22 protein-coding genes are annotated in these 25,988 nt (G+C 71.1%); 15 read left to right on the top strand and 7 right to left on the bottom strand.

From position 1 onward, the window contains the following. Positions 1 to 86: 86 nt before the first annotated feature. From C6Y14_RS29925 to C6Y14_RS29915, 3 genes are all read left to right on the top strand, one after another. Positions 87 to 2,051, top strand: coding sequence for a Xaa-Pro dipeptidyl-peptidase (locus C6Y14_RS29925; protein WP_225891352.1), 1,965 nt, complete (start codon positions 87 to 89; stop codon positions 2,049 to 2,051). Beyond that, complete coding sequence (locus C6Y14_RS29920; RefSeq protein ID WP_107019973.1) at positions 2,048 to 3,364, top strand: M14 family metallopeptidase; 1,317 nt, start codon at positions 2,048 to 2,050, stop codon at positions 3,362 to 3,364. The genes C6Y14_RS29925 and C6Y14_RS29920 overlap by 4 nt, the downstream gene beginning before the upstream one ends. Positions 3,365 to 3,452: 88 nt before the next feature. Continuing rightward, complete coding sequence (locus C6Y14_RS29915) at positions 3,453 to 5,186, top strand: BCCT family transporter (protein WP_107019972.1); 1,734 nt, start codon at positions 3,453 to 3,455, stop codon at positions 5,184 to 5,186. Positions 5,187 to 5,269: 83 nt separating this feature from the next. On the opposite strand, the gene C6Y14_RS29910 is transcribed toward C6Y14_RS29915, so the two are convergent. Continuing rightward, complete coding sequence (locus tag C6Y14_RS29910) at positions 5,270 to 6,238, bottom strand: FAD-dependent oxidoreductase (RefSeq protein ID WP_107019971.1); 969 nt, start codon at positions 6,236 to 6,238, stop codon at positions 5,270 to 5,272. A gap of 66 nt (positions 6,239 to 6,304) precedes the next feature. Between C6Y14_RS29910 and C6Y14_RS29905 the strand changes: the two genes are divergently transcribed. Then, positions 6,305 to 7,330 carry an oxidoreductase gene (locus tag C6Y14_RS29905; RefSeq protein ID WP_107019970.1) on the top strand — a complete coding sequence of 342 codons (1,026 nt, stop codon included), beginning with the start codon at positions 6,305 to 6,307 and terminating at the stop codon, positions 7,328 to 7,330. 146 nt (positions 7,331 to 7,476) lie between these two features. After that, positions 7,477 to 9,117, top strand: a complete 1,641-nt coding sequence (locus C6Y14_RS29900) for an ABC-F family ATP-binding cassette domain-containing protein (RefSeq protein ID WP_107019969.1) — start codon at positions 7,477 to 7,479, stop codon at positions 9,115 to 9,117. A gap of 218 nt (positions 9,118 to 9,335) precedes the next feature. Here C6Y14_RS29900 and C6Y14_RS29895 read toward each other — a convergent pair whose 3' ends face one another. The 3 genes from C6Y14_RS29895 to C6Y14_RS29890 form a co-directional block, all read right to left on the bottom strand. Then, a complete protein-coding gene (locus tag C6Y14_RS29895; protein WP_107019968.1) occupies positions 9,336 to 11,741 on the bottom strand; it encodes a Tex family protein in 2,406 nt (801 codons plus the stop codon). 173 nt (positions 11,742 to 11,914) lie between these two features. Then, a complete protein-coding gene (locus C6Y14_RS45585; protein WP_263973106.1) occupies positions 11,915 to 12,058 on the bottom strand; it encodes an LPFR motif small protein in 144 nt (47 codons plus the stop codon). Positions 12,059 to 12,176: 118 nt separating this feature from the next. Continuing rightward, positions 12,177 to 13,043 (bottom strand): SCO6745 family protein, encoded by an 867-nt coding sequence (locus C6Y14_RS29890; protein ID WP_107019967.1) that lies wholly within the window; start codon positions 13,041 to 13,043, stop codon positions 12,177 to 12,179. A 167-nt stretch (positions 13,044 to 13,210) separates the two neighbouring features. On the opposite strand from C6Y14_RS29890, the gene C6Y14_RS29885 reads away from it, so the two are divergent. Both C6Y14_RS29885 and C6Y14_RS29875 read left to right on the top strand, forming a co-directional pair. Further along, a complete protein-coding gene (locus C6Y14_RS29885) occupies positions 13,211 to 14,179 on the top strand; it encodes a GlxA family transcriptional regulator (protein ID WP_107019966.1) in 969 nt (322 codons plus the stop codon). Between the two features lie 286 nt (positions 14,180 to 14,465). Then, positions 14,466 to 15,101, top strand: coding sequence for a DJ-1/PfpI family protein (locus C6Y14_RS29875; RefSeq protein ID WP_107019965.1), 636 nt, complete (start codon positions 14,466 to 14,468; stop codon positions 15,099 to 15,101). On the opposite strand, the gene C6Y14_RS29870 is transcribed toward C6Y14_RS29875, so the two are convergent. Beyond that, positions 15,088 to 15,873 carry an enoyl-CoA hydratase/isomerase family protein gene (locus tag C6Y14_RS29870; protein WP_107019964.1) on the bottom strand — a complete coding sequence of 262 codons (786 nt, stop codon included), beginning with the start codon at positions 15,871 to 15,873 and terminating at the stop codon, positions 15,088 to 15,090. The genes C6Y14_RS29875 and C6Y14_RS29870 overlap by 14 nt on opposite strands. A 244-nt stretch (positions 15,874 to 16,117) precedes the next feature. Here C6Y14_RS29870 and C6Y14_RS29865 point away from each other — a divergent pair, with 244 nt between their 5' ends. Continuing rightward, positions 16,118 to 16,627: an ATP-binding protein gene (locus tag C6Y14_RS29865; RefSeq protein ID WP_107020110.1), complete on the top strand. Its 510-nt coding sequence runs from the start codon at positions 16,118 to 16,120 to the stop codon at positions 16,625 to 16,627. Positions 16,628 to 16,630: 3 nt separating this feature from the next. Here the strand turns inward: C6Y14_RS29865 and idi are convergent, their stop codons facing one another. After that, on the bottom strand, positions 16,631 to 17,224 hold the full coding sequence (idi, locus tag C6Y14_RS29860) for an isopentenyl-diphosphate Delta-isomerase (RefSeq protein WP_107019963.1): 594 nt from the start codon (positions 17,222 to 17,224) through the stop codon (positions 16,631 to 16,633). A 366-nt stretch (positions 17,225 to 17,590) separates the two neighbouring features. Then, positions 17,591 to 18,568 carry a UDP-glucose 4-epimerase GalE gene (gene galE, locus C6Y14_RS29855; RefSeq protein ID WP_107019962.1) on the bottom strand — a complete coding sequence of 326 codons (978 nt, stop codon included), beginning with the start codon at positions 18,566 to 18,568 and terminating at the stop codon, positions 17,591 to 17,593. Between the two features lie 308 nt (positions 18,569 to 18,876). Here galE and C6Y14_RS29850 point away from each other — a divergent pair, with 308 nt between their 5' ends. The 7 genes from C6Y14_RS29850 to C6Y14_RS29820 all read left to right on the top strand — a co-directional run bounded on the left by C6Y14_RS29850 (position 18,877) and on the right by C6Y14_RS29820 (position 25,925). Continuing rightward, positions 18,877 to 20,673: a DUF5941 domain-containing protein gene (locus C6Y14_RS29850; protein ID WP_107020109.1), complete on the top strand. Its 1,797-nt coding sequence runs from the start codon at positions 18,877 to 18,879 to the stop codon at positions 20,671 to 20,673. Further along, positions 20,670 to 21,422, top strand: coding sequence for a phosphocholine cytidylyltransferase family protein (locus C6Y14_RS29845; protein WP_107019961.1), 753 nt, complete (start codon positions 20,670 to 20,672; stop codon positions 21,420 to 21,422). Before C6Y14_RS29850 ends, C6Y14_RS29845 begins: the two co-directional genes overlap by 4 nt. Beyond that, the gene (locus C6Y14_RS29840) at positions 21,410 to 22,471 is read left to right on the top strand and encodes an iron-containing alcohol dehydrogenase family protein (RefSeq protein WP_107019960.1); all 1,062 of its coding nucleotides are present in this window, start codon (positions 21,410 to 21,412) and stop codon (positions 22,469 to 22,471) included. Before C6Y14_RS29845 ends, C6Y14_RS29840 begins: the two co-directional genes overlap by 13 nt. After that, the gene (locus C6Y14_RS29835) at positions 22,449 to 23,228 is read left to right on the top strand and encodes a CDP-alcohol phosphatidyltransferase family protein (RefSeq protein ID WP_107019959.1); all 780 of its coding nucleotides are present in this window, start codon (positions 22,449 to 22,451) and stop codon (positions 23,226 to 23,228) included. Before C6Y14_RS29840 ends, C6Y14_RS29835 begins: the two co-directional genes overlap by 23 nt. A 35-nt stretch (positions 23,229 to 23,263) precedes the next feature. After that, positions 23,264 to 24,118, top strand: a complete 855-nt coding sequence (locus C6Y14_RS29830; RefSeq protein ID WP_107020108.1) for a glycosyltransferase family 2 protein — start codon at positions 23,264 to 23,266, stop codon at positions 24,116 to 24,118. 96 nt (positions 24,119 to 24,214) lie between these two features. Next, on the top strand, positions 24,215 to 25,150 hold the full coding sequence (locus tag C6Y14_RS29825) for an ABC transporter permease (protein WP_107019958.1): 936 nt from the start codon (positions 24,215 to 24,217) through the stop codon (positions 25,148 to 25,150). Next, complete coding sequence (locus C6Y14_RS29820; protein ID WP_107019957.1) at positions 25,143 to 25,925, top strand: ABC transporter ATP-binding protein; 783 nt, start codon at positions 25,143 to 25,145, stop codon at positions 25,923 to 25,925. The genes C6Y14_RS29825 and C6Y14_RS29820 overlap by 8 nt, the downstream gene beginning before the upstream one ends. Positions 25,926 to 25,988 lie beyond the last annotated feature (63 nt).

Below are 25,988 nucleotides of genomic sequence, written 5' to 3'. Positions count from 1 at the left end.
GCACCTTTCAGGCCACACTCAATGAGCGGGCCGACACCCCAATCGGCCCCCTTTTGCGCAGGAGTTGTCCGGAGTACCTTCCGCGCATGCGGACACCTGCGCGCTACATGCGCCTCATCACCTGGAGATCGCTCGCGACGGCGGCCACCGCCGCCCTGATGGCCACGCTCCTCACTCCGGCCGTCGCCCACAGCGCTCCGCGGGAGAGCACCCCCGTCTACTCGTACGACAACGCCGTCCGTGAGTCCGTCTGGGTGGACACCGGACTCGACGGCGACAGCGACGGGCGGACCGACCGGGTCGCCGTCGACATCGTCCGCCCGAGCGAGCCCGCCCAGCAGGGCCGCAAGGTACCCGTGATCATGGACGCCAGCCCGTACTACTCCTGCTGCGGCCGGGGCAACGAGAGCCAGCGCAAGACGTACGACGCGGACGGCAATGTCGTCCAGATGCCGCTGTACTACGACAACTACTTCGTGCCCCGCGGCTACGCCTTCGTCGCCGTCGACCTCGCAGGCACCAACCGCTCCGACGGCTGCGTGGACGTCGGAGGCCGCTCCGACGTCCAGTCCGCGAAGGCCGTCGTCGACTGGCTGAACGGCCGCGGCACGGGCTACACCTCCCGCACGGGGGACACGAAGGCCAAGGCCGGCTGGACCAACGGCAGAACCGGCATGATCGGCAAGAGCTACGACGGCACCATCGCCAACGGAGTCGCCGCCACCGGAGTCGAGGGCCTGGAGACGATCGTCCCGATCGCCGCCATCTCCTCCTGGTACGACTACTACTTCGCCAAGGGCGCCCCCCTCTACGACTCCGGCCCCGAATGGCTGTCCGACTACGTCGAGAGCCCCGACGCCCGCGCCAGGTGCGCCGCGGTCCAGCAGAAGATCGTGGACGGGGCCCCGCGCACCGGCGACTGGACGACGTTCTGGACCGAGCGCGACTACGTGAAGGACGTCCGCAAGGTGGACGCCAGCGTGTTCGTCATCCACGGCATGCAGGACCTCAACGTCCGCCCGAAGCACTTCGGCCAGTGGTGGGACGGCCTCGCGAAGAACGGCGTCGACCGCAAGATCTGGCTGTCCCAGACCGGCCACGTCGACCCCTTCGACTTCCGCCGCGCCGCCTGGGCCGACACCCTGCACCGCTGGTTCGACCACGAACTCCTCGGCTACGACAACGGCGTCGACGACGAGCCGATGGCCGACATGGAACGTGCCCCCGACCAGTGGGCCACTTCCACCGTCTGGCCGCCGCGGAGCACCGACACCGTGAAGCTGCGCCCGGCCAAGGGCGAGCAGGCGGGCGTCGGCACCCTCGGACTGCGTACCGGAAAGGGCACCGAGACCTTCACCGAAGACCCGGGCCAGGACGAGACCGACTGGGCCGCCGAGATCGACCGGTCCACGTCCGCCAAGGCCGGCTTCACCAGCCGGCCGCTCACCCGTGACGTCCGTCTCTCCGGCTCCTCCAAGGTGACCGTCACCGCCACGCCGACCACGACGAGCGCCCATCTGTCCGCGGTCCTCGTCGACCTCGGCCCCGACACGATCCGTGACTACGCCGCCGCGGGCGAGGGCATCACGACGCTCACCGAGCGCACCTGCTGGGGGCCGAGCACCACGGGCGACAGCTCCTGCTTCAGGGAGACCGCGGCCAGGACGACCGACGTCGAGTACACGGTGTTCAGCCGCGGCTGGGCCGACCTCGGCAACCACTCCTCCGCCACGCAGGGCGAGCCGCTCACCCCGGGCAAGGCGTACACCATCACCCTCGACCTGCACGCGAGCGACCACGTCGTCCCCAAGGGCCACCGGCTCGCGCTGATCGTCGCCGGCACCGACCAGGGCCTCATCGACCCGCCGTCGACCACCCCGACGCTCACGCTCGACCTGTCCCGTACGTCGGCCGCCGTACCGCTCGTCGGAGGGAGCGCCGCCTTCGCCCGCGCCACCTCGGGATCCTCGTACATCACGCCCGACGCGATCCTCGACGGAGTCGGCGAGCCCCGCGCCACCCACCGCGTCCCCGAAGGCGGTGCGGGATGACACGGCAGCGACCGACAACACCCCGCCGGGCCGCTGCCCTCGCCCTGACGGCGGCGGCGCTCACCGCACCCCTGCTTGCCGCACCGCTGCTCACGGCGCCCGCCCACGCGGCCGAAGGCCCACCCCGCACCGGATTCGAGCGGACCGCCGGAGCACGCTGGACCACCCAGCCCGAGGAGCAGACCTTCCTCACGGCCGTCGACCGGGCGAGCGAGCGGGTCTCGCTCAGCCGGATCGGCACCACGAAACAGAACCGGCCCGTCCAGCTCGTACGCGTCGGAAACCCGCACGCCGCCACCACCGTGCTGCTCGTCTGCAGCCAGCACGGTGACGAACCGTCGGGCCGCGAGGCCTGCCTCACCACCGTCCGCGATCTCGCGTACGCGAAGGACGCGAGCACCCGCCGATTCCTCGACCGCACCAGCCTGCTCGTCGTGCCCACCGCCAACCCGGACGGCCGGGCCGCCGACACCCGCGGCAACAGCGACGGCGTCGACATCAACCGCGACCACCTCGCGCTGCAGACGGCCGAGGCACGCGCGATGGCCGCCGTCGTCCGCGACCGGCGGCCCGACGTGGTCTACGACCTGCACGAATACGGAGCGACGCCCTCCTACTACGACAAGGACCTCTTCGACCTCTGGCCACGCAACCCCAACACCGACCCGGCCGTCCACGACGAGGCACAGACCCTCTCGCAGACGTACGTACGACCCGCCGCGCAGGCCGCCGGCTACTCGACCGGGACGTACGGCATCTGGACCGACCCGGTGACCGGCGACCCGATCCGGCAGGTGGCCGGTGACGGGCAGGAGCGGATCCTGCGGAACATGTCCGGCGTCAAACACGGCGCCGGACTGCTCATCGAGAGCCGCGTCGACCCCCTCACGGACGCCGAGCAGGCCGACGAGGCACTCAACAACCGCCGCCGCGTCCACTCCCAACTGGCAGCGCTGACAGGCCTGTTCGACTTCACCGATGAACGGCGCGGCCGGCTCGGGGCAGCCACGTCGGCGGCCCGGCTGGCCGGCTACCGAGACACCGGACCGGTCTACACGGGAGGCGCCGACAACGACCCGGCCGAACCGTCCGAGACCATCGCGGACCCGCCCTGCGCCTACCGGCTGACGGCGGACCAGTACGCGGACGTCAAGGACGAGCTGGCCCTGCACGGCGTCACGGCGCGACCGGACTCCGACGGCGCCGGAGCCCGCGTACCCCTGCGGCAGTCCCTGCGCGCCCTCGTCCCGTTGCTGCTCGACGAGCGTGCGCCGTACCACCTGACGGTTGCGGAACCCGACACCCGCTGCTGAGGCGGTTGGGATCGGCGGCACCTGTGGTAGGTCGTAGGCACAACGATCAGGAATGTGTGCCGAACGCTTTCCGGGGAAGGTGCCGCCGATGACCGAAGATCTGAAGGACAGGGGAGGCCGGGACGATTCGTCGGGCGTCCCCGGCGGCCCGGACGCCCCGGTGGGCCGGGAATCCCGCCCCCGCACGGACTGGGTGGTGTTCGGCGTCACGGCCGCGCTCACCGTGGCGTTCGTGATCTGGGGAGCGGTGGCCACCGACTCCCTGGAGAGCGCCTCCACCACCATGCTCAACGGCCTGATCCACAACGGCGGCTGGGCATTCATGCTCGCAGCCTCCTGTTTCGTGGTCTTCGCGCTGTGGCTCGCCGTCAGCCGCTACGGAAGAATCCACCTCGGTGCGGAGGGCGAGGAGCCCGAGTTCCGCACCGTGTCCTGGGTGGCGATGATGTTCAGCGCCGGTATGGGCATCGGCCTGATGTTCTACGGCGTGAGCGAGCCGCTCTCGCACTACACCACACCCCCGCCGGGCACCACGCCCGCCGACTCCGCGGAACGCATGGAGACGGCGATGGCCACCACCCTCTTCCACTGGACCCTGCACCCGTGGGCGATCTACGCGGTGGTCGGCCTCGCCATCGCCTACAGCACCTACCGCAAACGCCGGCGCCAGACCATCAGCGCCGTCTTCACCCCGCTCATCGGCGAGAAGCACGCGAACGGCTCGGCCGGCCGGGCGATCGACATCCTCGCCATCATCGCCACCGTCTTCGGATCGGCGGCCTCGCTGGGCCTCGGCGCCCTCCAGATCGGCTCCGGCTTCACCGAGCTGGACTGGCTGGACAAGGTGAGCAACGGACTGCTCGTCTCGATCATCGCCGTACTGACCGTGGCGTTCGTCGCCTCGGCCGTCTCCGGTGTGGAGAAGGGCATCCAGTGGCTGTCCAACATCAACATGGTGCTGGCCCTGGTGCTCGCGGTGTTCGTGTTCATCGCGGGCCCCACGATCATCGTGCTCGACCTGCTGCCCACCTCGATCTTCTCCTACCTCGGTGACCTGCCCCAGCTCGCCGGCCGCACCGAGGCCAGCGGCGGCAAGGGCGTCGCCGACTGGCTCGGCAGCTGGACCGTCTTCTACTGGGCGTGGTGGATCTCCTGGACGCCCTTCGTCGGCATGTTCATCGCCCGTATCAGCCGTGGCCGCACCATCCGTCAGTTCGTCGGCGGCGTCATCCTCGTGCCCAGCACGGTCAGCCTGGTCTGGTTCGCGATCTTCGGCGGTACGGCGATGAAGCTGAAGGAGGGCGGCGCGCTCGCCGGCGTGAGCACGCCCGAGGGCCAGCTCTTCGGCGTCCTGCAGGAATTCCCCATCGCGACGGTCACGAGTCTGCTCGTGATGATCCTCGTCGGCATCTTCTTCGTCTCGGGCGCCGACGCCGCGTCCATCGTCATGGGCACGCTCTCCCAGAAGGGCGCCCTCGAACCCGGCCGGTTCGTCGTGGTCTTCTGGGGTGTGGTGACCGGGGCGGTGGCCGCGATCATGCTGCTCGTCGGCAGTGGTGACGGGGACGCGCTGACCGGGCTCCAGAACCTCACGATCCTGGCCGCCGCGCCCTTCGTGCTCGTCATGATCGGCATGTGCATCGCCCTCATGCGGGATCTGCGGCGGGATCCGGTCATCGTCCGCAACGAGATGGGGTCCGAGGCGGTGGAACTGGCCGTGATCGAGGGCCACAAGAAGTACGACGGCGACTTCGAGATCCGGGTCGGGCCGGGCGCCGGCACGGAAACGGACGGCGACCCACTGGGCCACGACCACACGTAGTCGGGTGCCTGCGCCGTTCCCCGCGCCCCTGAATACCCAGGGGCGCGGGGAACTGCGCGACCTCAGCCACAGCCGACCCGCGCCTACGACACAAGCCCCAGTACAACCTCCGCGCATCCCCAAGCCACCGTCACTCCCGCCCCACCATGCCCATAGTTGTGCACCAGCACCCCACCCCCATCCGCGCCGCCGCCCAAGGCATCCCGTTCGAGCCGCACAGCGGACCGCACAGGCCGCACCCCCACCCGATGCCCCAACACCCGCGCCCCCGCCACCTCCGGCCGAAGCACCGCACACCGCGCGACAATGCCCGCGGCCACCGCCGGATCGGGCTCCAGGGACCACTCCCCGTCCTCCGTGGTCCCGCCGAGCACCAACCGCCCCGGCTGCGGAAAGAGATACGTGGTCGTCCCGGCCACCGCGTCCGTGGAGACGAGCCACGTCCGGATCCCCGGGTTCTCCACGATCACCAACTGGCCCCGTACGGGCCGCACCGCCGTGTCCCCGAGCAGCTCCCGAGCTCCGAGCCCCGTGCAGTTGACGACGACCCCCGCCTGCGCCCGCGCCTCGGCAAGGTCCGTCACCACGCGTGACTCGACCACCCCGCCCGCCCGCAGGAACCGCGCACCCAGCCACGCCAGATGCACCGGCATGTCGATCAGCGGCAGCCGCGCCCACAGTCCCGTGCCCGCGTACTCCTCCGCCGTGGACGCCCGCAGCCCCGGCAGCCGGGCCGCCGCCCACCGCCCCTGCTCGTCAAGCCGCGCCTCGCCCATGACACCTTCGACCAGGCGTACGCCCGTCTCGTCGGGCCGCGCCGCCAACTCCTCGTACACGGACAGTGATCGCAGGGCCCACGCCCGCGCGAGATCCCGCGGCTCGATGGCGTACGGCCACCACAGCGCGCCCGCAACCGCCGAGGTGGTCCGCTCGGCGGGCTCCCGCGTCCAGATCCGTACGCGTCTGCCGCTCTCGGCAAGAACAAGGGCCGTCGTGAGTCCTATGACCCCGCTGCCGACCACGATCACGTCACCGCTTCGATCTTCCGCCACGCGGGGACGTTAGCGGAATATGTCATGCCGTGCTCAGAGTTGGCCCGGTCCGGGAATACTCACAGCATGTCTGCCGAGTACGCGACCTTCGGCCTGGCACCGGCGATGCGTGCCGGTGGAGTCCTGGCCAACGGTGACTACCAAGCGCACCGGGACTTCGTCGACTTCATCGTCGACGGACGCCCGCTGCTGTACCAGCTGTCCGACCTCGACGCCGTGTCCCCCCTCGCCTCCGACGTACCACCCGCGATCTTCATGGCCCAGGTGCAGAGCCTGCTGCTGGAAGCCGACCCTCCGCTGGCGGGCGGCCGGTACGTCATCTACGGCTGCCCGGAGTGCGAGGACCTCGCCTGCGGTGCCGTGACCGCCGTGATCGACCGCCACGGCGACGATTTCGTCTGGCGCGACTTCGCCTGGCAGACCGACGAACACCCGGACCTGGAACGGAACGGCTATCGCGGCATCGGCCCCTTCCGTTTCCACGGCGACGCATACCGCGCCGCTCTGGGCTCCCTGCTCGCCGGGGCGGTGGCGGGAGGCGCGCCCCGCCGGGTCCTGCTCATCGGCGCCCGGGCCGCGGTCCTGGGCAAGCTCGCCGCCGCCCTGCGCATCATCGGCATCGGCGCGGACATCACCCGGGACGCCGCCGGCGTACCCCCCGACGAACTGCGCACCTACGGCGCCGTCGCCTTCGGCCGGGCCGTCACAGAACAGGAACGCGCCGACGTCCGGCACTCCTTCGAACAGGCCGGCGTCGACGTCGCGTACGTCGAGGGGCTGGCCCCGATCGTTCCGCTCCTGGTCGCCCAGATAGAGAACGCCCTGGACCGCAGCCCCCGGGAACAGCGCCGGCTGACCCGGCTGGTCGCAGTCGAAGGTGAGGCGGGCATCGAGGTCACCTCCCCCTGCCGGGTCCAGCTGACCGCGTACCGGCTGGACCGCCTCTACCGCACCCATATGCACGAGGTGTTCGACGGCGTCCTCGAAGCGGGCCGCCACCGGCTTCCGCTGGACACGAAGGCGACCAGAGGGGAGTCCTTCATCGTGGCGCGGACGTCCGGGAGCGTACTGGTGGAGGCGATGGCCCGCTGACGGCCCGGCGCGGGCGCCCGCGCGCGTGACGAGGCCGGACGCGGGCGTACGGGAAACCCTGGCACCGGCGTACGCGAAGCCTGGCACCGGCGTGCGCGAAACCCTGGCGCGGGCGCACGGGCCCGGCGATTAGGATCGGCCTCCTGATGACTGCCACTCTCGTCGCCAAGAACCTCGCCGCCGGCCACGGCGACCGCACCCTCTTCGCCGAACTCGACCTCGTCGTCGCGCCCGGCGACGTGATCGGTCTCGTCGGTGCCAACGGCGCGGGCAAGTCCACCCTGCTCCGGATGCTCGCCGGTCTCGACAAGCCCGACGAGGGCGAGCTGCGGCTCTCCCCGCCCGCCGCGGCCGTCGGCCATCTGCCGCAGGAGCCGGAGCGCAGGCCCGGCGAGTCCGTACGGGAGTTCCTGGCGCGCCGCACCGGCGTGGCCGAGGCCCAGCGGGTCATGGACGAGGCCACGCAGGCACTCGTCGACGGGGCGCCGGGCGCGGACGACGCGTACGCGGACAGCCTGGAGCGGTGGCTCGCGCTGGGCGGCGCCGACCTGGACGAGCGGGCCGAGGAGGTCGCCGACTCGCTCGGCCTCGCCGTCGGCCTCGACCAGCCGATGACCTCGCTCTCCGGCGGCCAGGCGGCCCGCGCCGGACTCGCCTCGCTGCTCCTGTCCCGCTACGACGTGTTCCTGCTCGACGAGCCGACCAACGACCTCGACCTGGACGGTCTTGAGCGCCTCGAACGTTTCGTCTCCGGGCTGCGCGCGGGCACGGTCGTCGTCAGCCACGACCGCGAGTTCCTCACCCGCACGGTCACCAAGGTCCTCGAACTCGACCTGGCCCAGCAGCAGATCACCCTGTACGGCGGTGGCTACGAGGCCTATCTGGAAGAGCGGGACGTGGCCCGCCGGCACGCCCGCGAGGGCTTCGAGGAGTACGCCGACAAACGGTCCGCGCTGGAGGGCCGCGCCCAGATGCAGCGCTCCTGGATGGACAAGGGCGTCAAGAACGCCCGGCGCAAGGCGAACAACGACAACGACAAGATCGGCCGCAAGTTCCGCAGCGAGGCCAGCGAGAAGCAGGCCGCGAAGGCCCGGCAGACCCAGCGGATGATCGAGCGGCTCGACGTGGTGGAGGAGCCGCGCAAGGAGTGGGAGCTGCGGATGGAGATCGCGGCGGCCCCGCGGTCCGGCTCCGTGGTCGCCACCCTGCGCGACGCCGAGGTCCGGCGGGGCGACTTCACCTTCGGCCCGGCCACGCTCCAGATCGACTGGGCGGACCGGGTGGCCGTCACCGGTGTGAACGGCGCGGGCAAGTCCACACTGCTCGGCGCCCTGCTCGGCCGCGTACCCCTGGACTCCGGTCACGCCACGCTCGGCTCGGGCGTGATCGTCGGCGAGGTCGACCAGGCCCGCAAGCTCTTCCACGGCACGGAGGCGCTGCTCGACGCGTTCTGCGCGGCCGTCCCCGACACCGAGCCGGCCGAGGTCCGTACGCTCCTCGCCAAGTTCGGCCTCAAGGCGGAACACGTCCTGCGCCCGGCCGCCAGCCTGTCCCCGGGCGAACGCACCCGATCGGCGCTGGCCCTGCTCCAGGGCCGGGGCGTGAACCTCCTGGTCCTCGACGAGCCGACCAACCACCTCGACCTCCCGGCGATCGAGCAACTGGAATCGGCCCTCGACTCCTACGAGGGCACGCTGCTCCTGGTGACGCACGACCGCCGCATGCTGGACGCGGTCCGCACGACCCGCCGTCTGGAGGTGGCCGCGGGCAAGGTGGTGGAACGCTAGACGCTCCGCTGTCTCCGCTGGAACTTCGGTGCGTTGTCTGCGGGCGCGTCGTGGCTGGTCGCGCAGTTCCCCGCGCCCCTGAAGGGCGCCCCTTCAGGAGCGCGTCCACGCGCCATGGGTCCGCGTCTGGGCAGCGCCCCGAAGGGGCGCGGGGAACTGCGCGGCCAGCCCCCACCGGACCCGCACGTCACAACGGCGCGGGCCCGGCGGCCCAGAACTCAGCCCCGCCCGTTCCGACCCTTCGGGTCGGCAAGCCCCGCCCGCCGCAAGGCGTCAGCCATCGCACTGTTCCCGGGAGTCGGCGCGGGCGCGGAACCTTGACGCGACCCCCCGCCGCTCCCGGCACCCCCGCCACGCCCCCGCTGCTGGGGCGGCCGCCCACCGCGCTGGGAGCCCCGCTGAGGGCGCCCACCGGTCTCCGCCCCCGCCGCCGGCAAGGCCTCGTCGTCCAACCGCAAGGTCAAAGAGATCCGCTTCCGCGGAATGTCGACCTCCAGCACCTTCACCTTCACGATGTCCCCGGACTTCACCACGTCCCGCGGATCCTTGACGAACGTCTTGGACATCGCGGAGACATGCACGAGCCCGTCCTGGTGCACACCGACATCCACGAACGCCCCGAACGCCGCCACGTTCGTGACGACCCCCTCAAGCACCATCCCCGGCTCCAGGTCGGCGATCTTCTCGACCCCGTCCTTGAAGGTCGCCGTCTTGAACGCGGGCCGCGGGTCGCGCCCCGGCTTCTCCAGCTCCCGCAGGATGTCCGTCACCGTCGGCAGACCGAACTTCTCGTCCACGAAGTCGTCCGGCCGCAGCGAGCGCAGCGCCCCCGTGTTGCCGATCAGCGAGCCGACCCCGCTGCCCGCCGTCTTCACCATCCGGCGGACCACGGGGTACGCCTCGGGGTGGACGCTCGACGCGTCGAGCGGGTCGTCGCCGCCGCGGATGCGCAGGAAGCCCGCGCACTGCTCGTACGCCTTGGGACCGAGCCTGGCCACCTTCTTCAGCGCGGTGCGTGAGGTGAACGGGCCGTTCGCGTCGCGGTGCGCCACGATGTTCTCGGCGAGCCCGGACGTGATGCCGGAGACCCGGGTGAGCAGGGGAGTGGACGCCGTGTTCACGTCCACGCCGACGCCGTTCACACAGTCCTCGACGACCGCGTCGAGGGAGCGCGAGAGCTTCACCTCGGACAGGTCGTGCTGGTACTGGCCGACACCGATCGACTTCGGGTCGATCTTCACCAGCTCGGCGAGCGGGTCCTGCAGACGCCGCGCGATGGAGACCGCGCCGCGCAGCGACACGTCCATGCCGGGCAGCTCCTGGGTGGCGAACGCCGACGCCGAGTACACGGACGCGCCCGCCTCGGACACCATCACCTTGGTGAGGTTCAGCTCCGGGTGCTTGGCGATCAGCTCACCGGCGAGCTTGTCCGTCTCGCGGGACGCCGTGCCGTTGCCGATGGCGACCAGCTCGACCGCGTGCTCCTTGGCGAGGCGGGCGAGCTTGGCGATGGCCTCGTCCCACCGGTTCGCCGGGACGTGCGGGTGGATGACGTCCGTGGCGACGGCCTTGCCGGTCGCGTCGACCACGGCCACCTTCACCCCCGTACGGAAGCCCGGGTCGAGCCCCAGCGTCGAGCGGGTGCCCGCGGGGGCGGCCAGCAGCAGGTCGCGCAGGTTCGTTGCGAAGACGTTGACCGCCTCGTCCTCGGCGGCCGTACGCAGCCGCAGCCGCAGGTCGATGCCGAGATGGACGAGCAGCCGGGTGCGCCAGGCCCAGCGGACCGTGTCCGTCAGCCACTTGTCACCGGGTCGGCCGCGCTCGGCGATCCCGAAGCGCTGCGCGACGATCCCCTCGTACGAGGACGGTCCTGGCTGCTCGGACGGCTCCTCGGGCTCCAGGACGAGGTCGAGGACATCCTCCTTCTCACCGCGCAGCATGGCGAGAACGCGGTGCGAGGGCAGCGCCTTGAAGGGCTCGCTGAAGTCGAAATAGTCGGCGAACTTGGCGCCCGCCTCCTCCTTGCCGTCCTTGACCTTTGCGGCCAGCCGGCCGCGCACCCACATGCGCTCGCGCAGCTCGCCGATCAGGTCGGCGTCCTCGGAGAAGCGCTCGGTGAGGATCGAGCGGGCGCCGTCCAGGGCGGCCTGCGGGTCGGCGACGCCCTTGTCGGCGTCGACGAAGGCCGTGGCCGCGGCGACGGGGTCGACGGACGGGTCCCCGAGGAGCCCCTCGGCGAGCGGCTCAAGCCCCGCCTCACGGGCGATCTGCGCCTTCGTGCGCCGCTTCGGCTTGAACGGCAGGTAGATGTCCTCCAGCCGCGCCTTGGTCTCCGCGCCCTGGATGCGGGCCGCCAGCTCGTCGGTGAGCTTGCCCTGCTCGCGCACCGAGTCGAGGATCGCCGAGCGCCGCTCCTCCAGCTCCCGGAGATAGCGCAGCCGCTCTTCGAGCGTGCGCAGCTGCTCGTCGTCGAGCATCTCGGTCGCTTCCTTGCGGTAGCGGGCGATGAAAGGCACCGTCGAGCCGCCGTCGAGCAAATCGACGGCCGCCTTGACCTGCCGCTCCCGCACGCCGAGTTCCTCGGCGATCCTGCCTTCGATGGACCCTACGAGGGGTGTCGTCACGATCCCGTACCGCCTTCTTGACTGAGGTTGCGCGGCAATTGTGGCAGGTGGCACCGACAACGGGGGATCAAGGCCGCACCGGACGTGCCGGGGGCGTCCGAGCCGCACGTGCCCGGACACGCCGGGAGCCGGACACGCTCTTGGCATGTCCGGCTCCGGAAGCGTTCTGCTCGTCAGGCCCTGCGGGTCCGTCCGCCGCGGCGCGCGGAGCTGGAAGCGCCGCCGAACAGTCGGGCAACCGCACGGAACGGAAGCGTCACCACGGTGGCGACGGCCCCGCCGATCTGCCGGAACACGTCTGCGATGGCACGGAACACGAGCTACCCCTTTCGTCTCCCGATCGGTACGGCCGGGAGACTCACGGGTACCTCGGATCCGGCAGCCGAACCCCGCGGACTTCGGGAAGCCTTTACGTGAGCGGGAGTTCAGCCCGGTTCAGCCCTTGCCGAACGCGCTCTCGGGGAAGGCGCCGGCGGCCAGCGCCTTCGTCGTCAGCCCCGTACCCAGCTCCGTGAGGCGCTCGACACCGGCGGCACCCAGATGCTCGTACGGAGCCGTGTCCAGGCGGTCCGTGCTCGCCTCGATCTCCTTGCGCAGGGCGACGCCGGCCTCGGTCAACTCGCCCTCGGCGGAGAGCAGTCCGCGCTCCCGGAGCCGCCCCTGGGCCGCGTGCCAGTCCTCACGGTGCCAGCCGCGGGAGGACAGGACCCACTTCGGTGCCATGCCCTTGCCGGTGGCGGTGTGGCTCACCAGCGCCTCGACAGGGTCGAGTTCCGCGCCGAGCAGCACCGCGAGGTGCCCGTCGCCCCGGTGCTCGCGCAGCAGCGTGGCCGCATGCCAGAGCGCGAGGTGCGGCTCCTCGGGCACCGGCAGGTCGGCGTGGGCGGCGTACAGGGGGCGCGCGGTCCTGGTGCACGCCTCCGTGGCGCGCAGGGCGAGCTGCGCCGCCTCGGCGACCTCCTTGGAGGCGATCACCTCGTCCCCGAGGAGCCGTCGCAGCAGGCGGTCCGCGACACGCAGGCGTGCCGCGAGCACCACCTCCGGAGAGGCGATACGCCACACCTCGGGCACGTGCCGCGCCACCAGCTCGTGACGGAAGTTGTAGAACGTCGCCGTGACGGTGCCCGGGCCCACCGCCCCCATGGCCGCGGCACGCGCCGCGAAGTAGGCGGCACTGCGGTCCGTCACCCCGACCGCGGCCAGCTCCGTACCCAGCTCGGGTGAGAAGTACTGGCACGAGTGCAGCGGGTTGAGGACGTTGTGGCATCGGCGTCCGGCACGCTCCGGCAGGGCTGTCGTCATGCCCGGCACGTTACCGACTGGTTGGTACGTAGGGAATGGCGGGGCGCCCATCCGGCCCTGCCCGCACCCGTACGGCAGGCGTACGGCCGCGGTACGGCCTTGGTGTGGCAGGAAAGGTGGGCTACTCGTCATTGCGGCCATCCGGCCTCCCGCGAAGAATCAGGCACATGGCGCACCGAACCGTCCTTCTCGTCCTCTTCGACGGCGTCCAGAGCCTGGACGTCACGGGCCCCGTGGAGGTCTTCGCGGGCGCGGACCTCCAGGCGGGAGCACCCGGGGAGACGTACCGCATCCACACCGCCTCCCTGGACGGCTGGCCGGTGCGCACCTCCAGCGGGCTGACCCTGGTCCCGGACCACGCGCTCGTCGACGCCCCCGCGCCGCACACCCTGCTCGTCCCGGGCGGGCGGGGCTCACGCGGCCCGGATCCGCGCGTGCTCGACTGGCTGCGCGAGCACGGCCCGCGCGCCGACCGGCTGGTCTCCGTCTGCACCGGGGCGATCCTGCTCGCCGAGGCGGGCCTCCTGGACGGCCACCGGGTCACGACCCACTGGGCGTACTGCGAGCGCCTCGCCCGCGACCACCCGGCCGTCGAGGTGGACCCCGACCCGATCTACGTACGCGACGGCAGGGTCGCCACCTCGGCCGGCGTCACCGCCGGGATCGACCTCGCCCTCGCGCTCGTCGAGGAGGACGTCGGCCGGGAAGCGGCGCTCGCCGTGGCCCGCCACCTCGTGGTCTTCCTCAGACGCCCGGGGAACCAGGCCCAGTTCAGCGCCCAGCTGTCCGCCCAGACGGCCCGGCGGGCGCCCCTGCGGGACGTCCAGCAGTGGATCAGTGAGCACCCCGGCGACGACCTGTGCGTGGAGAAGCTCGCGGCCCGCGCCAGGTTGTCGCCCCGCCACTTCGCCCGCGCCTTCCAGGCCGAGACGGGCACGACTCCCGGGCGCTACGTCGACTCGGTCCGCCTCGAACACGCCCGCCGCCTCCTGGAGGACACCACGGACGGAGTCGAGGAGATCGCCAGGACCAGCGGCTACGGCACCCCGGAGGCGATGCGCAGAGCCTTCGTCAAGACCCTGGGCACGGCTCCGGCGGAATACCGCCGCCGCTTCCACCCGACACCTGTCCGGTGAGCGGTGCCCCCACGGGCGCCCCCGCGGGGCACCCGTCCGGGGCGCGAGGAACTGCGCGACCAGCCCCCACCGGACCCGCACGCCACCCCCGAGCCTCAGCCTGCCTTTCAGGGGCGCGGGGAACTGCGCGACCAGCCCCCACCGGGCCCGCACGCCACCCCCGGGCCTCAGCCTGCCTTTCAGGGGCGCGGGGAACTGCGCGACCAGCCCCCACCGGGCCCGCACATCACCCGCTACCTCAGCCACCCCCCCCGCCAAGAAGACCCGCACATACGAAGGGCACCCCATGCAGATCGCCATCGTCATCTTCGACCGCTTCACGGCCCTGGACGCGGTAGGCCCCTACGAAACCCTCGGCCGCCTCCCCGACGCGGAAACCGTCTTCGTCGCCGAGCGCCGCGGCCCCGTCCGTACGGACACCGGCAACCTCGCCATCACGGCCGACAAGGCCCTCGCCGAGGTCCCGCACCCGGACATCGTGGTGGTCGCGGGAGGCCCCGGACAGACCCCGCAGATGGAGAACGAGACGCTCCTGGACTGGCTGCGCACGGCCGACACCACCAGCACCTGGACGACGTCCGTGTGCACGGGCTCACTGCTGCTGGCCGCGGCCGGACTGCTCCGGGGCCGCCGCGCGACCTCCCACTGGCTGGCCCTCGACCACCTGGAGCGCTTCGGCGCCGAGCCGACGGGGGAGCGGGTCGTGACCGACGGCAAGTACGTGACGGCCGCCGGCGTCTCGTCCGGCATCGACATGGGCCTCACCCTGCTCGGCAGGATCGCGGGCGACGAGCACGCGCAGGCCGTGCAGCTGGCGGTGGAGTACGACCCCCGGCCGCCCTACGACGCGGGCTCCCCGCAGAAGGCCCCCGCCCATCTGGTCGAACAGCTCCGCGCAGGCAGCCGCTTCATCCTCTCCTAGCGGCTGATCCCTTGATCCCTCCGGGCACGGACGTGGTCCAGGTGAACTCCGGAGGCCGGCGCTCCAGAAAGGCGGCGACCCCCTCGGCCGTGTCGTCCCCCTCGCGCGCCTGCCGCGCCCAGTACCCGTCCCGGTCGGTGCGGCCGTCGGCGAATTCCTTCGCCGCCGCCTGCGTCAGCTGCGAGCGGGACACGAGGATCCGGGCGAACTCCGCGACGCGCCTGTCCAGTTCGCCGTCGGGCAGCACCTCGTCCACCAGACCGGTACGCAGGGCCCGCCCCGCGTCGATCAACTCGCCGGAGAACAGCAGGTACTTGGCGGTCGCGGGCCCCACCAGGGACACCAACCGCCGTGTGGAGGAGGCCGGGTAGACGATCCCCAGCTTCGCCGGAGTGATCCCGAACGAGGCCCGCTCGTCCGTGAACCGCAGATCGCACGCCGCGGCGAGCTGACACCCGCCGCCCACGCAGTAGCCGCGTACGGCCGCGATCGTCGGCTTGGGGAAGGCGGCCAGCGCGTCCTCCGCGCGTACGGCGAGGCCCTGCGCCTCCCCGGCCGAAGCCCGCAGCGAGGAAATGTCGGCCCCCGCGCAGAACGTCCCGCCCTCGCCGGTGAGCACGAGCACGCGTACGGCCGGGTCGTCGGCCAGGGTGTCGAGCAGGGGCGGCAGCGCCCGCCACATGTCCGCCGTCATGGCGTTGCGCTTGGCGGGGTGGTGGACGACGACGGTGGCGACCCCGTCGGCGACGCTGTGCAACAGCTGCGGCTCCATGGCCGGATGCTACGTGGTCGGCCGCGTCGTGGCCGGTCTCGGGCCGCGCCAAACCCGTACAACCCGAAGAGTTCCGGATCCGGCACAGGATGGACAGGATCGGTCACGCGGCTGCCGGTGACACGCGTCGGCGATCAGAAGACGTCGATACTCGCTGACTTCTGTTCAGTTATCCGGTACGGACCAGCGCGTTCTCAACACTCGACGTGTGGTGACAATCGAGCGCAAGGGCGGCGACCTGACGATGGACGACCAGGGGCGGGGGCCCGGCCCACGTCCTGAAGGCGGAGGGGAGGCGCCCCCCGAGGAAAGACCGCCCGGCCCACTGCCGTACGAGGGAGTCTGGCGGTTCACCGCTCCCGCCGTCGACTCCTCCGTACCGCAGGCACGGCACGCCGTCCGCGACCTGCTCGCCCGCCAGGGCGTACCCGTCTCGGACGACATCGTCGAGGGGCTTCTCCTGATCGTCTCCGAGCTGGTGACCAACGCGGTGCGGCACGCGGCCCTGCTCTCCCCGATGCTCGGCGTGGAGGTCGCCGTCGGAGCCGAGTGGGTGCGGGTCTCCGTCGAGGACAACCATCCCTACCGTCCCACGGCCCTGGAGGCCGACCACGGCCAGACCGGTGGCCGCGGCCTCCTCCTCGTGCGCGAGATCACCCGCGAGGCGGGTGGGGTGTGCGACGTGGAGCACACGGCGACGGGGGGCAAGGTGATCTGGTCGGCGCTGCCCCTCACCGTCGCCCGGGCGGTCTGAGGGTCACCAGCCCGCTGAGTCGCCCGTCAGTTCCCTGATCGCCGGCCGGGCCGAGTCCAGCACGGTCATGAACCACGCCGAGAACGGGTCCTTCGCATGCCGCTCGGCCAGCTCGCCCGCGCTCACGAAGACCGTCGACCCGACCTCCTCTGGGTCGGGCCGCAGAGCCGACTGCACCATCCCGACGAACAAATGGTTGTACTCCTGCTCCACCAGTCCCGAGTCCGGGTCCGGGTGGTTGTAGCGGACCGTGCCCGCCTCGGCGAGGAGCGACGGGGAGACCCCGAGCTCCTCGAACGTCCGCCGCGCGGCCGCCGCGAAGGGCGCCTCGCCGGGGTAGGGGTGACCACAGCACGTGTTGGACCAGACACCGGGGGAGTGGTACTTGCCCAGCGCCCGCTGCTGCAGCAGCAGCCGCCCTCGCTCGTCGAAGAGGAAGACGGAGAACGCCCGGTGCAGCTGCCCGGGTGGCTGATGGGCCGTGAGCTTCTCCGCCGTGCCGATCGTGGTGCCGTCCTCGTCGACCAGTTCGAGCAAGATGGCTTCAGCGTTGCCGTTCGACGAACTGTGCGTCGCGGTGGCAGGAGTGATCGGCATACCCGTCCTTCGCATCGGTCTTCAAGCCCCAAGTCTGCCGTACCGAACCGGCACTCACGGCACCACGCGTGGTCCCGCACGTCCGGTTCCGCCGCGCGGCCGAGCCGGACATCGCGCCCGGCATCGGCCGGGCGCCCAAAGGGGCCGGACACCTCATCGTTCCCGCCACTACCGGCACAGAACCGTCCAGAACGGGAGTATTCGCCCTTTCACCCGCAAGGGGCGGCCGGGTCGAACGCCGTAGCGCCCGATCCGGTGCCCCGCGCCCGCCGACCGGCCCGCACCCGTGCGCGGCGCCTCCACCACCGGGCGTACGCCGGATCGTCATGCGTCATGCGTCATGCGTCATGCGTCATGCGACATACGTCATGCGTGATGCAGCTGCCAGCCCTGCCACGCCGACTCGACCATCTCGCGCACGCCCCGCCGCGCGGTCCAGCCCAACTCCGTGGCGGCCAGCGCGGCCGAGGCGACCGCGCGCGGCGCGTCACCCGGACGGCGCGGCTCGACGAGCACGGGACGGCCGTCGCCGGTGACCTCGCCGATGAGTGTCAGCAGTTCACGCACCGAGACACCCTCGCCGCGGCCGATGTTCACCGTCAGGTCGCCCGCACTGCCCGGGGTCTCCGAAGAGGCCAGTCGCCGGGCCGCCGCGAGATGTGCCTCGGCGAGATCGGCGACATGGATGTAGTCGCGTACACAGGTGCCGTCCGGCGTCGGATAGTCGTCGCCGAAGATCCGGGGGGCCTCGTCTCGGGTGAGCCGGTCGAAGACCATCGGCACCACGTTGAAGACCCCGGTGTCCGCCAGCTCGGGGGCGGCGGCGCCCGCCACGTTGAAGTAGCGCAGGCACACGGTGTCGATGCCGTGGGCGCGGCCGGCGGCCCGCACCAGCCACTCACCAGCGAGCTTCGTCTCGCCGTAGGGGCTCATCGGGGCACACGGGGTGTCCTCCGTGATGAGGTCCACGTCCGGGTTGCCGTACACGGCCGCGGAGGAGGAGAAGACGAACCGCCGCACACCCGCCCCGGCGACCGCGTCCAGGAGCGTGGCGAGCCCGCCGAGGTTCTCCTGGTAGTAGCGCGTGGGCTGGGCCACGGACTCACCGACCTGCTTGCGCGCGGCCAGGTGCACGACACCCGTCACCGCGTGCTCGGCGAGGACCCGCTTGAGCAACTCCCCGTCCAGCGACGAGCCCTGCACGAGCGGAATGCCCTCGGGCAGCCGGGCGGGAACCCCGGCCGAGAGGTCGTCGAGCGCGAGCACGCGCTCCCCGGCCTCGGTCATGGCACGCGCCACGTGCGCCCCGATGTATCCAGCCCCGCCTGTGATCAGCCATGTCATGGACGCCCACCCTATGCCGGTCCGCATGGTGGGAACGCACATGTGCTCCCCACACAGGGTGCGGCAGCCATGCCCTGAATTGCGTCGGAATAGGCCGTGGTTTGTGGGCCGGGGCCCGAATCCACGATGATGATCGCCGAGGACGTACCGATCAGAACGTGTTGATCGGACCGTGAACGGGCGGTGAACGGCCGCTTCCATTCATCCGATAGCCTCTGCCGACATGCCGCCCGGCCGTCCCAGGGCGCACCCCCACCACGCACCTGCCCGGCGTCGTGCACGCCGGAACCCAGAGGAGTGAGTTCGTCCTGTCGACCGCCATCCTCACCGGTCAGCCGGTCCCCGGATCGTCGCTCGAAGGCGATCTGCGGTCCCTCGGCTTCGACGTGCGGGCCGCCACCGACGCGGCCGACGCCGAGACGCTCCTCGCCGCCGTCCCCGCGGACCAGCGGGTGGCCGTCGTCGACGCCCGCTTCGTGGGCCACGTCCACGCGCTGCGGCTCGGCCTGACCGACCCCCGCTTCGACGCCGCCGCGATCCCCGGCGCCGTCACCGCCAAGCCCGGGGCGCGTCCGGCGCTGGCCCGCGCGCTGCGCATCGCCTCCTCGGACGCGTCGAACGGCTCCGTGGTGGTCGGCATCGTCGCCGACCGGGTCGCGGAGACCCTCGACACCGATCTGCACCGCCCCGAGCTGGGCGAACTCGTCGCCGAGGTCCCCAGGGACCCGCAGGCCCGCAACGAGGCCCGGCAGTCCGTCGCCTCCGTGGACGACGAGGCGATCCGGCTGCGTACCGCCGTCAAGTCCCGTGACGGCTTCTTCACCACGTACTGCATCAGCCCGTACTCCCGCTACCTCGCCCGCTGGTGCGCCCGCCGCGGGCTGACCCCGAACCAGGTCACCACGGCGTCGCTGATCACCGCGCTGATCGCGGCCGGCTGCGCGGCGACGGGCACCCGGGCCGGTTTCGTCGCCGCGGGACTGCTCCTCCTCTTCTCCTTCGTGCTCGACTGCACGGACGGCCAGCTCGCCCGGTACTCCCTGCAGTACTCCACGCTCGGTGCCTGGCTCGACGCGACCTTCGACCGCGCGAAGGAGTACGCCTACTACGCGGGTCTCGCCCTGGGCGCGGCCCGCGGCGGCGACGACGTATGGGCACTGGCCCTCGCCGCGATGGTCCTGCAGACCTGCCGGCACGTCGTCGACTTCTCCTTCAACGAGGCGAACGTCGACAGCACGGCGGCCAACACCAGCCCCACCGCGGCTCTTTCGGGCAAGCTCGACAGCGTCGGCTGGACGGTCTGGCTGCGCCGGATGATCGTCCTGCCCATCGGTGAACGCTGGGCGATGATCGCAGTACTCACCGCGCTCACGACGCCCCGTATCACCTTCTACGTGCTGCTGATCGGCTGCGCGTTCGCGGCGTGCTACACCACGGCGGGCCGGGTGCTGCGCTCCCTGACCCGCAAGGCACGGCGGACCGACCGGGCCGTGCAAGCACTCAGGGACCTCACGGACACCGGGCCGCTCGCCGAACTGTTCGCACGCGTCCTGCCGGGCGGTCCCCGTCTCCTGTCACGGCCCTTCATGGTGATCGGTGCCGTGCTCGTGGTGCTCGGGGCCTGGATCGAGGGACCCGGCTGGTCGACCGTGGTGTGTGCCGTCGTGTACGCCCTGGTGTCCGCGGAGGTCATCGCGCACCCCCTCACGGGCGCCCTCGACTGGCTGCTCCCCCCGCTCTTCCGGGCCGCGGAATACGGCACCGTCCTCCTACTGGCCGCCAAAGCCGACGTGAACGGCGCCCTTCCGGCGGCTTTCGGGCTGGTGGCGGCCGTCGCCTACCATCACTACGACACGGTGTACCGCATCCGCGGCAACGCCGGCGCGCCGCCGCACTGGCTGGTGCGGGCGATCGGCGGGCACGAAGGCAGGACGTTGCTGGTCACCGTCCTGGCCGCGCTGCTCGCCGCAGAAGATTTCAAGGTCGCGCTCACGGCACTCGCCGTGGCCGTGGCTCTGGTGGTGCTCTTCGAGAGCATCCGCTACTGGGTGACCGCCCACAGGCGCGGCGCACCCGCCGTACACGATGAAGGAGAACCCGCATGATCGGCCTCGTGCTGGCTGCCGGCGCCGGACGGCGTCTGCGCCCCTACACCGACACCCTGCCCAAGGCTCTGGTGCCGGTGGGACCCGAAGGCGACGAGGACAGCATCACGGTGCTCGACCTCACCCTCGGTAACTTCGCCGAGATCGGTCTGACCGAGGTCGCGATCATCGTCGGTTACCGCAAGGAAGCCGTCTACGAGCGCCGCGAGGCGCTGGAGCAGAAGTACGGCGTCAAGATCACGCTGATCGACAACGACAAGGCCGAGGAGTGGAACAACGCCTACTCCCTGTGGTGCGGCCGTGACGCGATCAAGCACTCGGTGATCCTCGCCAACGGGGACACCGTGCACCCGGTCTCCGTCGAGAAGACCCTGCTCGCCGCCCGCGGCGACGGCAAGAAGATCATCCTCGCCCTCGACACGGTGAAGTCCCTCGCCGACGAGGAGATGAAGGTCGTCGTCGGCCCCGAGGGCTCCATGACGAAGATCACCAAGCTGATGGACCCCGCCGAGGCGACCGGTGAGTACATCGGCGTGACCCTCATCGAGGGCGACGCCGCCGACGAGCTGGCCGACGCCCTCAAGACGGTCTTCGAGACGGACCCGCAGCAGTTCTACGAGCACGGCTACCAGGAGCTCGTGAACCGCGGCTTCCGGATCGACGTGGCCCCCATCGGCGACGTCAAGTGGGTCGAGATCGACAACCACGAGGACCTCGCCAAGGGACGCGTGATCGCGTGCCAGTACTGACGAGGCTCATCCCCTCGCCGGTCGTCGTCGACATCCGTCCGGGTGCCCTGGACGACCTCTCCGCGGTCCTCGCCGACCAGCGCATCTCGCACTCCGGCAAGCTGGCCGTCGCCATCAGCGGCGGCTCGGGCGCCAAGCTGCGCGAGCGGCTGACCCCGGCGATGCCGGGCGCCGACTGGTTCGAGGTCGGCGGCGGCACGCTGGACGAGGCGATCAAGCTCGGCGACGCCATGAAGAAGGGGCGCTACGACGCGGTCGTGGGCCTCGGCGGCGGCAAGATCATCGACTGTGCGAAGTTCGCCGCGGCCCGGATCGGCCTCCCGCTGGTCGCCGTCGCGACGAACCTCTCGCACGACGGTCTGTGCTCCCCGGTCGCGACCCTCGACAACGACGCGGGCCGCGGCTCGTACGGTGTGCCGAACCCGATCGCCGTGGTCATCGACCTCGACGTGATCCGGGAGGCCCCGGTCCGTTTCGTGCGCTCCGGTATCGGCGACGCCCTGTCCAACATCTCCGCGGTCGCGGACTGGGAGCTGGCCAACCGCGAGAAGGGCGAGCAGATCGACGGCCTCGCCGCCGCGATGGCCCGTCAGGCGGGCGAGGCCGTGCTGCGGCATCCGGGCGGCGTCGGCGACGACGGCTTCCTCCAGGTGCTCGCCGAGGGCCTGGTCCTCACCGGTATCTCCATGTCGGTCGCGGGCGACTCCCGTCCGGCGTCCGGCGCCTGCCACGAGATCAACCACGGCTTCGACCTGCTCTTCCCCAAGCGTGCCGCCAGCCACGGTGAGCAGTGCGGTCTGGGCGCGGCCTTCGCGATGCACCTGCGCGGTGCCCGCGAGGAGTCGGCGTACATGGCCGAGGTCCTGCGGCGCCACGGGCTGCCCGTGCTGCCTGAGGAGATCGGCTTCACCCCGGACGAGTTCGTCCAGGTCGTGGAGTTCGCTCCGTCGACCAGGCCGGGCCGCTACACGATCCTCGAACACCTCGACCTCTCCACCGACCAGATCAGGGACGCATACGCCGACTATGCAAAAGCCATCGGTAGCTGAGCTCCGCCCGGTCGTGCACCCCCCGGGTGTCAAGGACCGGCGGAGCGGCGAGCACTGGGGAGGCCGGCTCTACATGCGCGAGATCTCGCTGCGCATCGACCGGCACCTGGTGAACACCAAGGTCACGCCCAACCAGCTGACCTACGTGATGACCGTCTTCGGCGTGCTCGCCGCCCCGGCCCTGCTGGTGCCGGGCATCCCGGGCGCCCTGCTCGGCGTACTGATGGTCCAGCTGTACCTGCTGTTCGACTGCGTCGACGGCGAGATCGCCCGCTGGCGCAAGCAGTACTCGATGACCGGTGTGTACGTCGACCGTGTCGCCGCCTACCTGTGCGACGCCGCGGTCCTGGTCGGCTTCGGCCTGCGCGCGGCGGACCTGTGGGGCACCGGGCGGATCGACTGGCTGTGGGCGTTCCTCGGCACGCTCGCCGCCCTCGGCGCCGTGCTGATCAAGTCGGAGACCGACCTCGTCGGTGTCGCCCGCCACCAGACCGGCAAGGCGCCGGTCCAGGAGTCGGCGTCCGAGCCGCGGTCCTCCGGCATGGCGCTGGCCCGCCGGGCCGCGGGTGCGCTCAAGTTCCACCGGCTCGTCCTCGGTATCGAGGCCTCCCTGCTGATCCTGGTCCTCGCGGTCCTGGACACGGTCCGGGACGACCTGTTCTTCTCGCGGCTCGGTGTCGCGGTCCTGGCCGGCATCGCGATGCTGCAGACCGTGCTGCACCTGGTGTCCATCCTCGCTTCGAGCAGGCTGAAGTGAGTACGGCCACGAAGGTCGGCGCGGTGATCATCACCATGGGCAACCGCCCCGACGAACTCCGCGCCCTCCTCGACTCGGTCGCCAAGCAGGACGGCGGCCCGGTCGAGGTGGTCGTGGTCGGCAACGGCTCGCCCGTCCCGGACGTCACGGGCTCCATACCGGGTGTCCGCACGGTCGAACTGCCGGAGAACCTCGGCATCCCCGGCGGCCGCAACGTCGGCATCGAGGCGTTCGGCCCCGGCGGCACCGACGTGGACATCCTGCTCTTCCTGGACGACGACGGCCTCCTGGCCCGCCACGACACCGCCGAGCTGTGCCGGCAGGCCTTCGCGGCCGACCCGGAACTGGGCATCATCAGCTTCCGTATCGCCGACCCCGAGACCGGGATCACCCAGCGCCGCCACGTGCCGCGGCTGCGCGCCTCCGACCCGATGCGCGACTCCCGCGTCACCACCTTCCTCGGCGGCGCCAACGCCGTCCGTACGAAGGTGCTCGCCGAGGTCGGCGGGCTCCCCGAGGAGTTCTTCTACGCCCATGAGGAGACCGACCTCGCCTGGCGGGCCCTCGACGCGGGCTGGATGATCGACTACCGCTCGGACATGGTGCTCAACCACCCCACGACCGCACCCTCGCGGCACGCGGTCTACCACCGGATGGTCGCCCGCAACCGCGTCTGGCTCGCCCGCCGCAACCTGCCCGCGCCGCTGGTCCCCGTGTACCTCGGCGTGTGGATGCTGCTCACGCTCGCCCGTCGGCCCTCGCGCCCGGCCCTGAAGGCCTGGTTCGGCGGTTTCAAGGAGGGCTGGACCAGCCCGTGCGGCCCCCGGCGCCCCATGAAGTGGCGTACGGTATGGCGCCTGACCCGTCTGGGCCGACCACCCGTCATCTGACACGCTCGATATCTGAGAGCATTCGGGCCGTACCCCGGTCCCTGTCTTTGGCCTACGCCCTACCAGGCCGCGCACCTTGAGGACGAAAGTTTCCCTGTGAGTGAGACAACGCATGACGGCGGCGTCGCGGTGAGCGCCCCCCCGTCCCCCGATGAAGGGCTCTCCGCGGCGGACCTCGCCGCCAAGTACGGGCTGGCCGTCAGCGGCGCCCGCCCCGGACTCGTCGAGTACGTCCGTCAGCTCTGGGGACGGCGTCACTTCATCCTCGCCTTCTCGCAGGCGAAGCTCACCGCCCAGTACAGCCAGGCCAAGCTCGGCCAGCTGTGGCAGGTGGCCACACCGCTGCTGAACGCGGCCGTGTACTTCCTGATCTTCGGCCTGATCCTGAAGGCCGACCGCGGCATGGAGCGGGAGGTCTACATCCCGTTCCTGGTGACGGGCGTCTTCGTCTTCACCTTCACCCAGAGCTCGGTGATGGCGGGCGTGCGCGCGATCTCCGGGAACCTCGGACTCGTGAGGGCGCTGCACTTCCCGCGCGCCGCGCTGCCGATCTCGTTCTCGCTGCAGCAGCTCCAGCAGCTGCTCTTCTCGATGATCGTGCTGTTCGTCGTGGCCGTCGGCTTCGGCAGCTACCCCCGGCTGTCCTGGCTGCTGATCATCCCCGTACTGGTGCTGCAGTTCCTCTTCAACACCGGTCTCGCGATGATCATGGCCAGGATGGGCGCCAAGACCCCGGACCTCGCCCAGCTCATGCCGTTCGTGATGCGTACGTGGATGTACGCGTCCGGTGTCATGTTCTCGATCCCCCTGATGCTCGAAGAGCACCCCAAGTGGATCGCCGACGTCCTCCAGTACAACCCGGCCGCCATCTACATGGACCTGATGCGCTTCGCGCTGATCGACGGCTACGGTCCCGCGTCGAAGGTCCTGCCGCCGCACGTGTGGGCGGTCGCGGGCGGCTGGGCCGTCCTCGTCGCCGTCGGCGGTTTCGTGTACTTCTGGAAGGCTGAGGAGCGTTACGGCCGTGGCTGAGCAGAACGACAGGAACCCCCTGATCCCGACCGTCATCGCGGACGAGCTGCACATCGTCTACCGCGTCAACGGCGCCAAGACCGGCAAGGGCAGCGCCACCTCCGCCCTCAGCCGCATACTCCGGCGCGGCGAGGAGCGAGGCGTCCGCAAGGTGCACGCCGTGCGCGGTGTCTCCTTCAAGTCCTACCGCGGTGAGGCCATCGGACTCATCGGATCCAACGGCTCCGGCAAGTCGACCCTGCTGAGGGCCATCGCCGGACTGCTCCCCGCGGAGAAGGGCCACGTCTACACCGACGGCCAGCCCTCGCTCCTCGGCGTCAACGCGGCCCTGATGAACGACCTCACGGGCGAGCGGAACGTGATCCTCGGCGGACTGGCCATGGGCATGTCCCGTGAGCAGATCAGGGAGCGCTACCAGAGCATCGTCGACTTCTCGGGCATCAACGAGAAGGGCGACTTCATCACCCTGCCCATGCGCACCTACTCCTCCGGCATGGCCGCCCGGCTGCGCTTCTCCATCGCCGCCGCCAAGGACCACGACGTCCTCATGATCGACGAGGCCCTCGCGACCGGCGACCGCAAGTTCCAGAAGCGCTCCGAGGCCCGGATCCGGGAGCTCCGCAAGGAGGCCGGCACGGTCTTCCTCGTCAGCCACAACAACAAGTCCATCCGTGACACGTGCGACCGCGTCCTGTGGCTGGAGCGCGGCGAGCTGCGCCTGGACGGACCGACCGACGAGGTCCTCAAGGAGTACGAGAAGTTCACGGGCAAGTAGCCCGAGTCGTAGAAGAACCACGCAGGGCCCTGCCGGAACGGTTCGGCGGGGCCCTGCGTCTGC

Source organism: Streptomyces dioscori (assembly GCF_003024195.1).
In the GTDB taxonomy this organism is placed as follows: Bacteria; Actinomycetota; Actinomycetes; order Streptomycetales; family Streptomycetaceae; genus Streptomyces; species Streptomyces dioscori.
The sequence above is the reverse complement of the archived record's forward strand: the minus strand, read 5'-3'. Positions and strand labels throughout refer to the sequence as shown.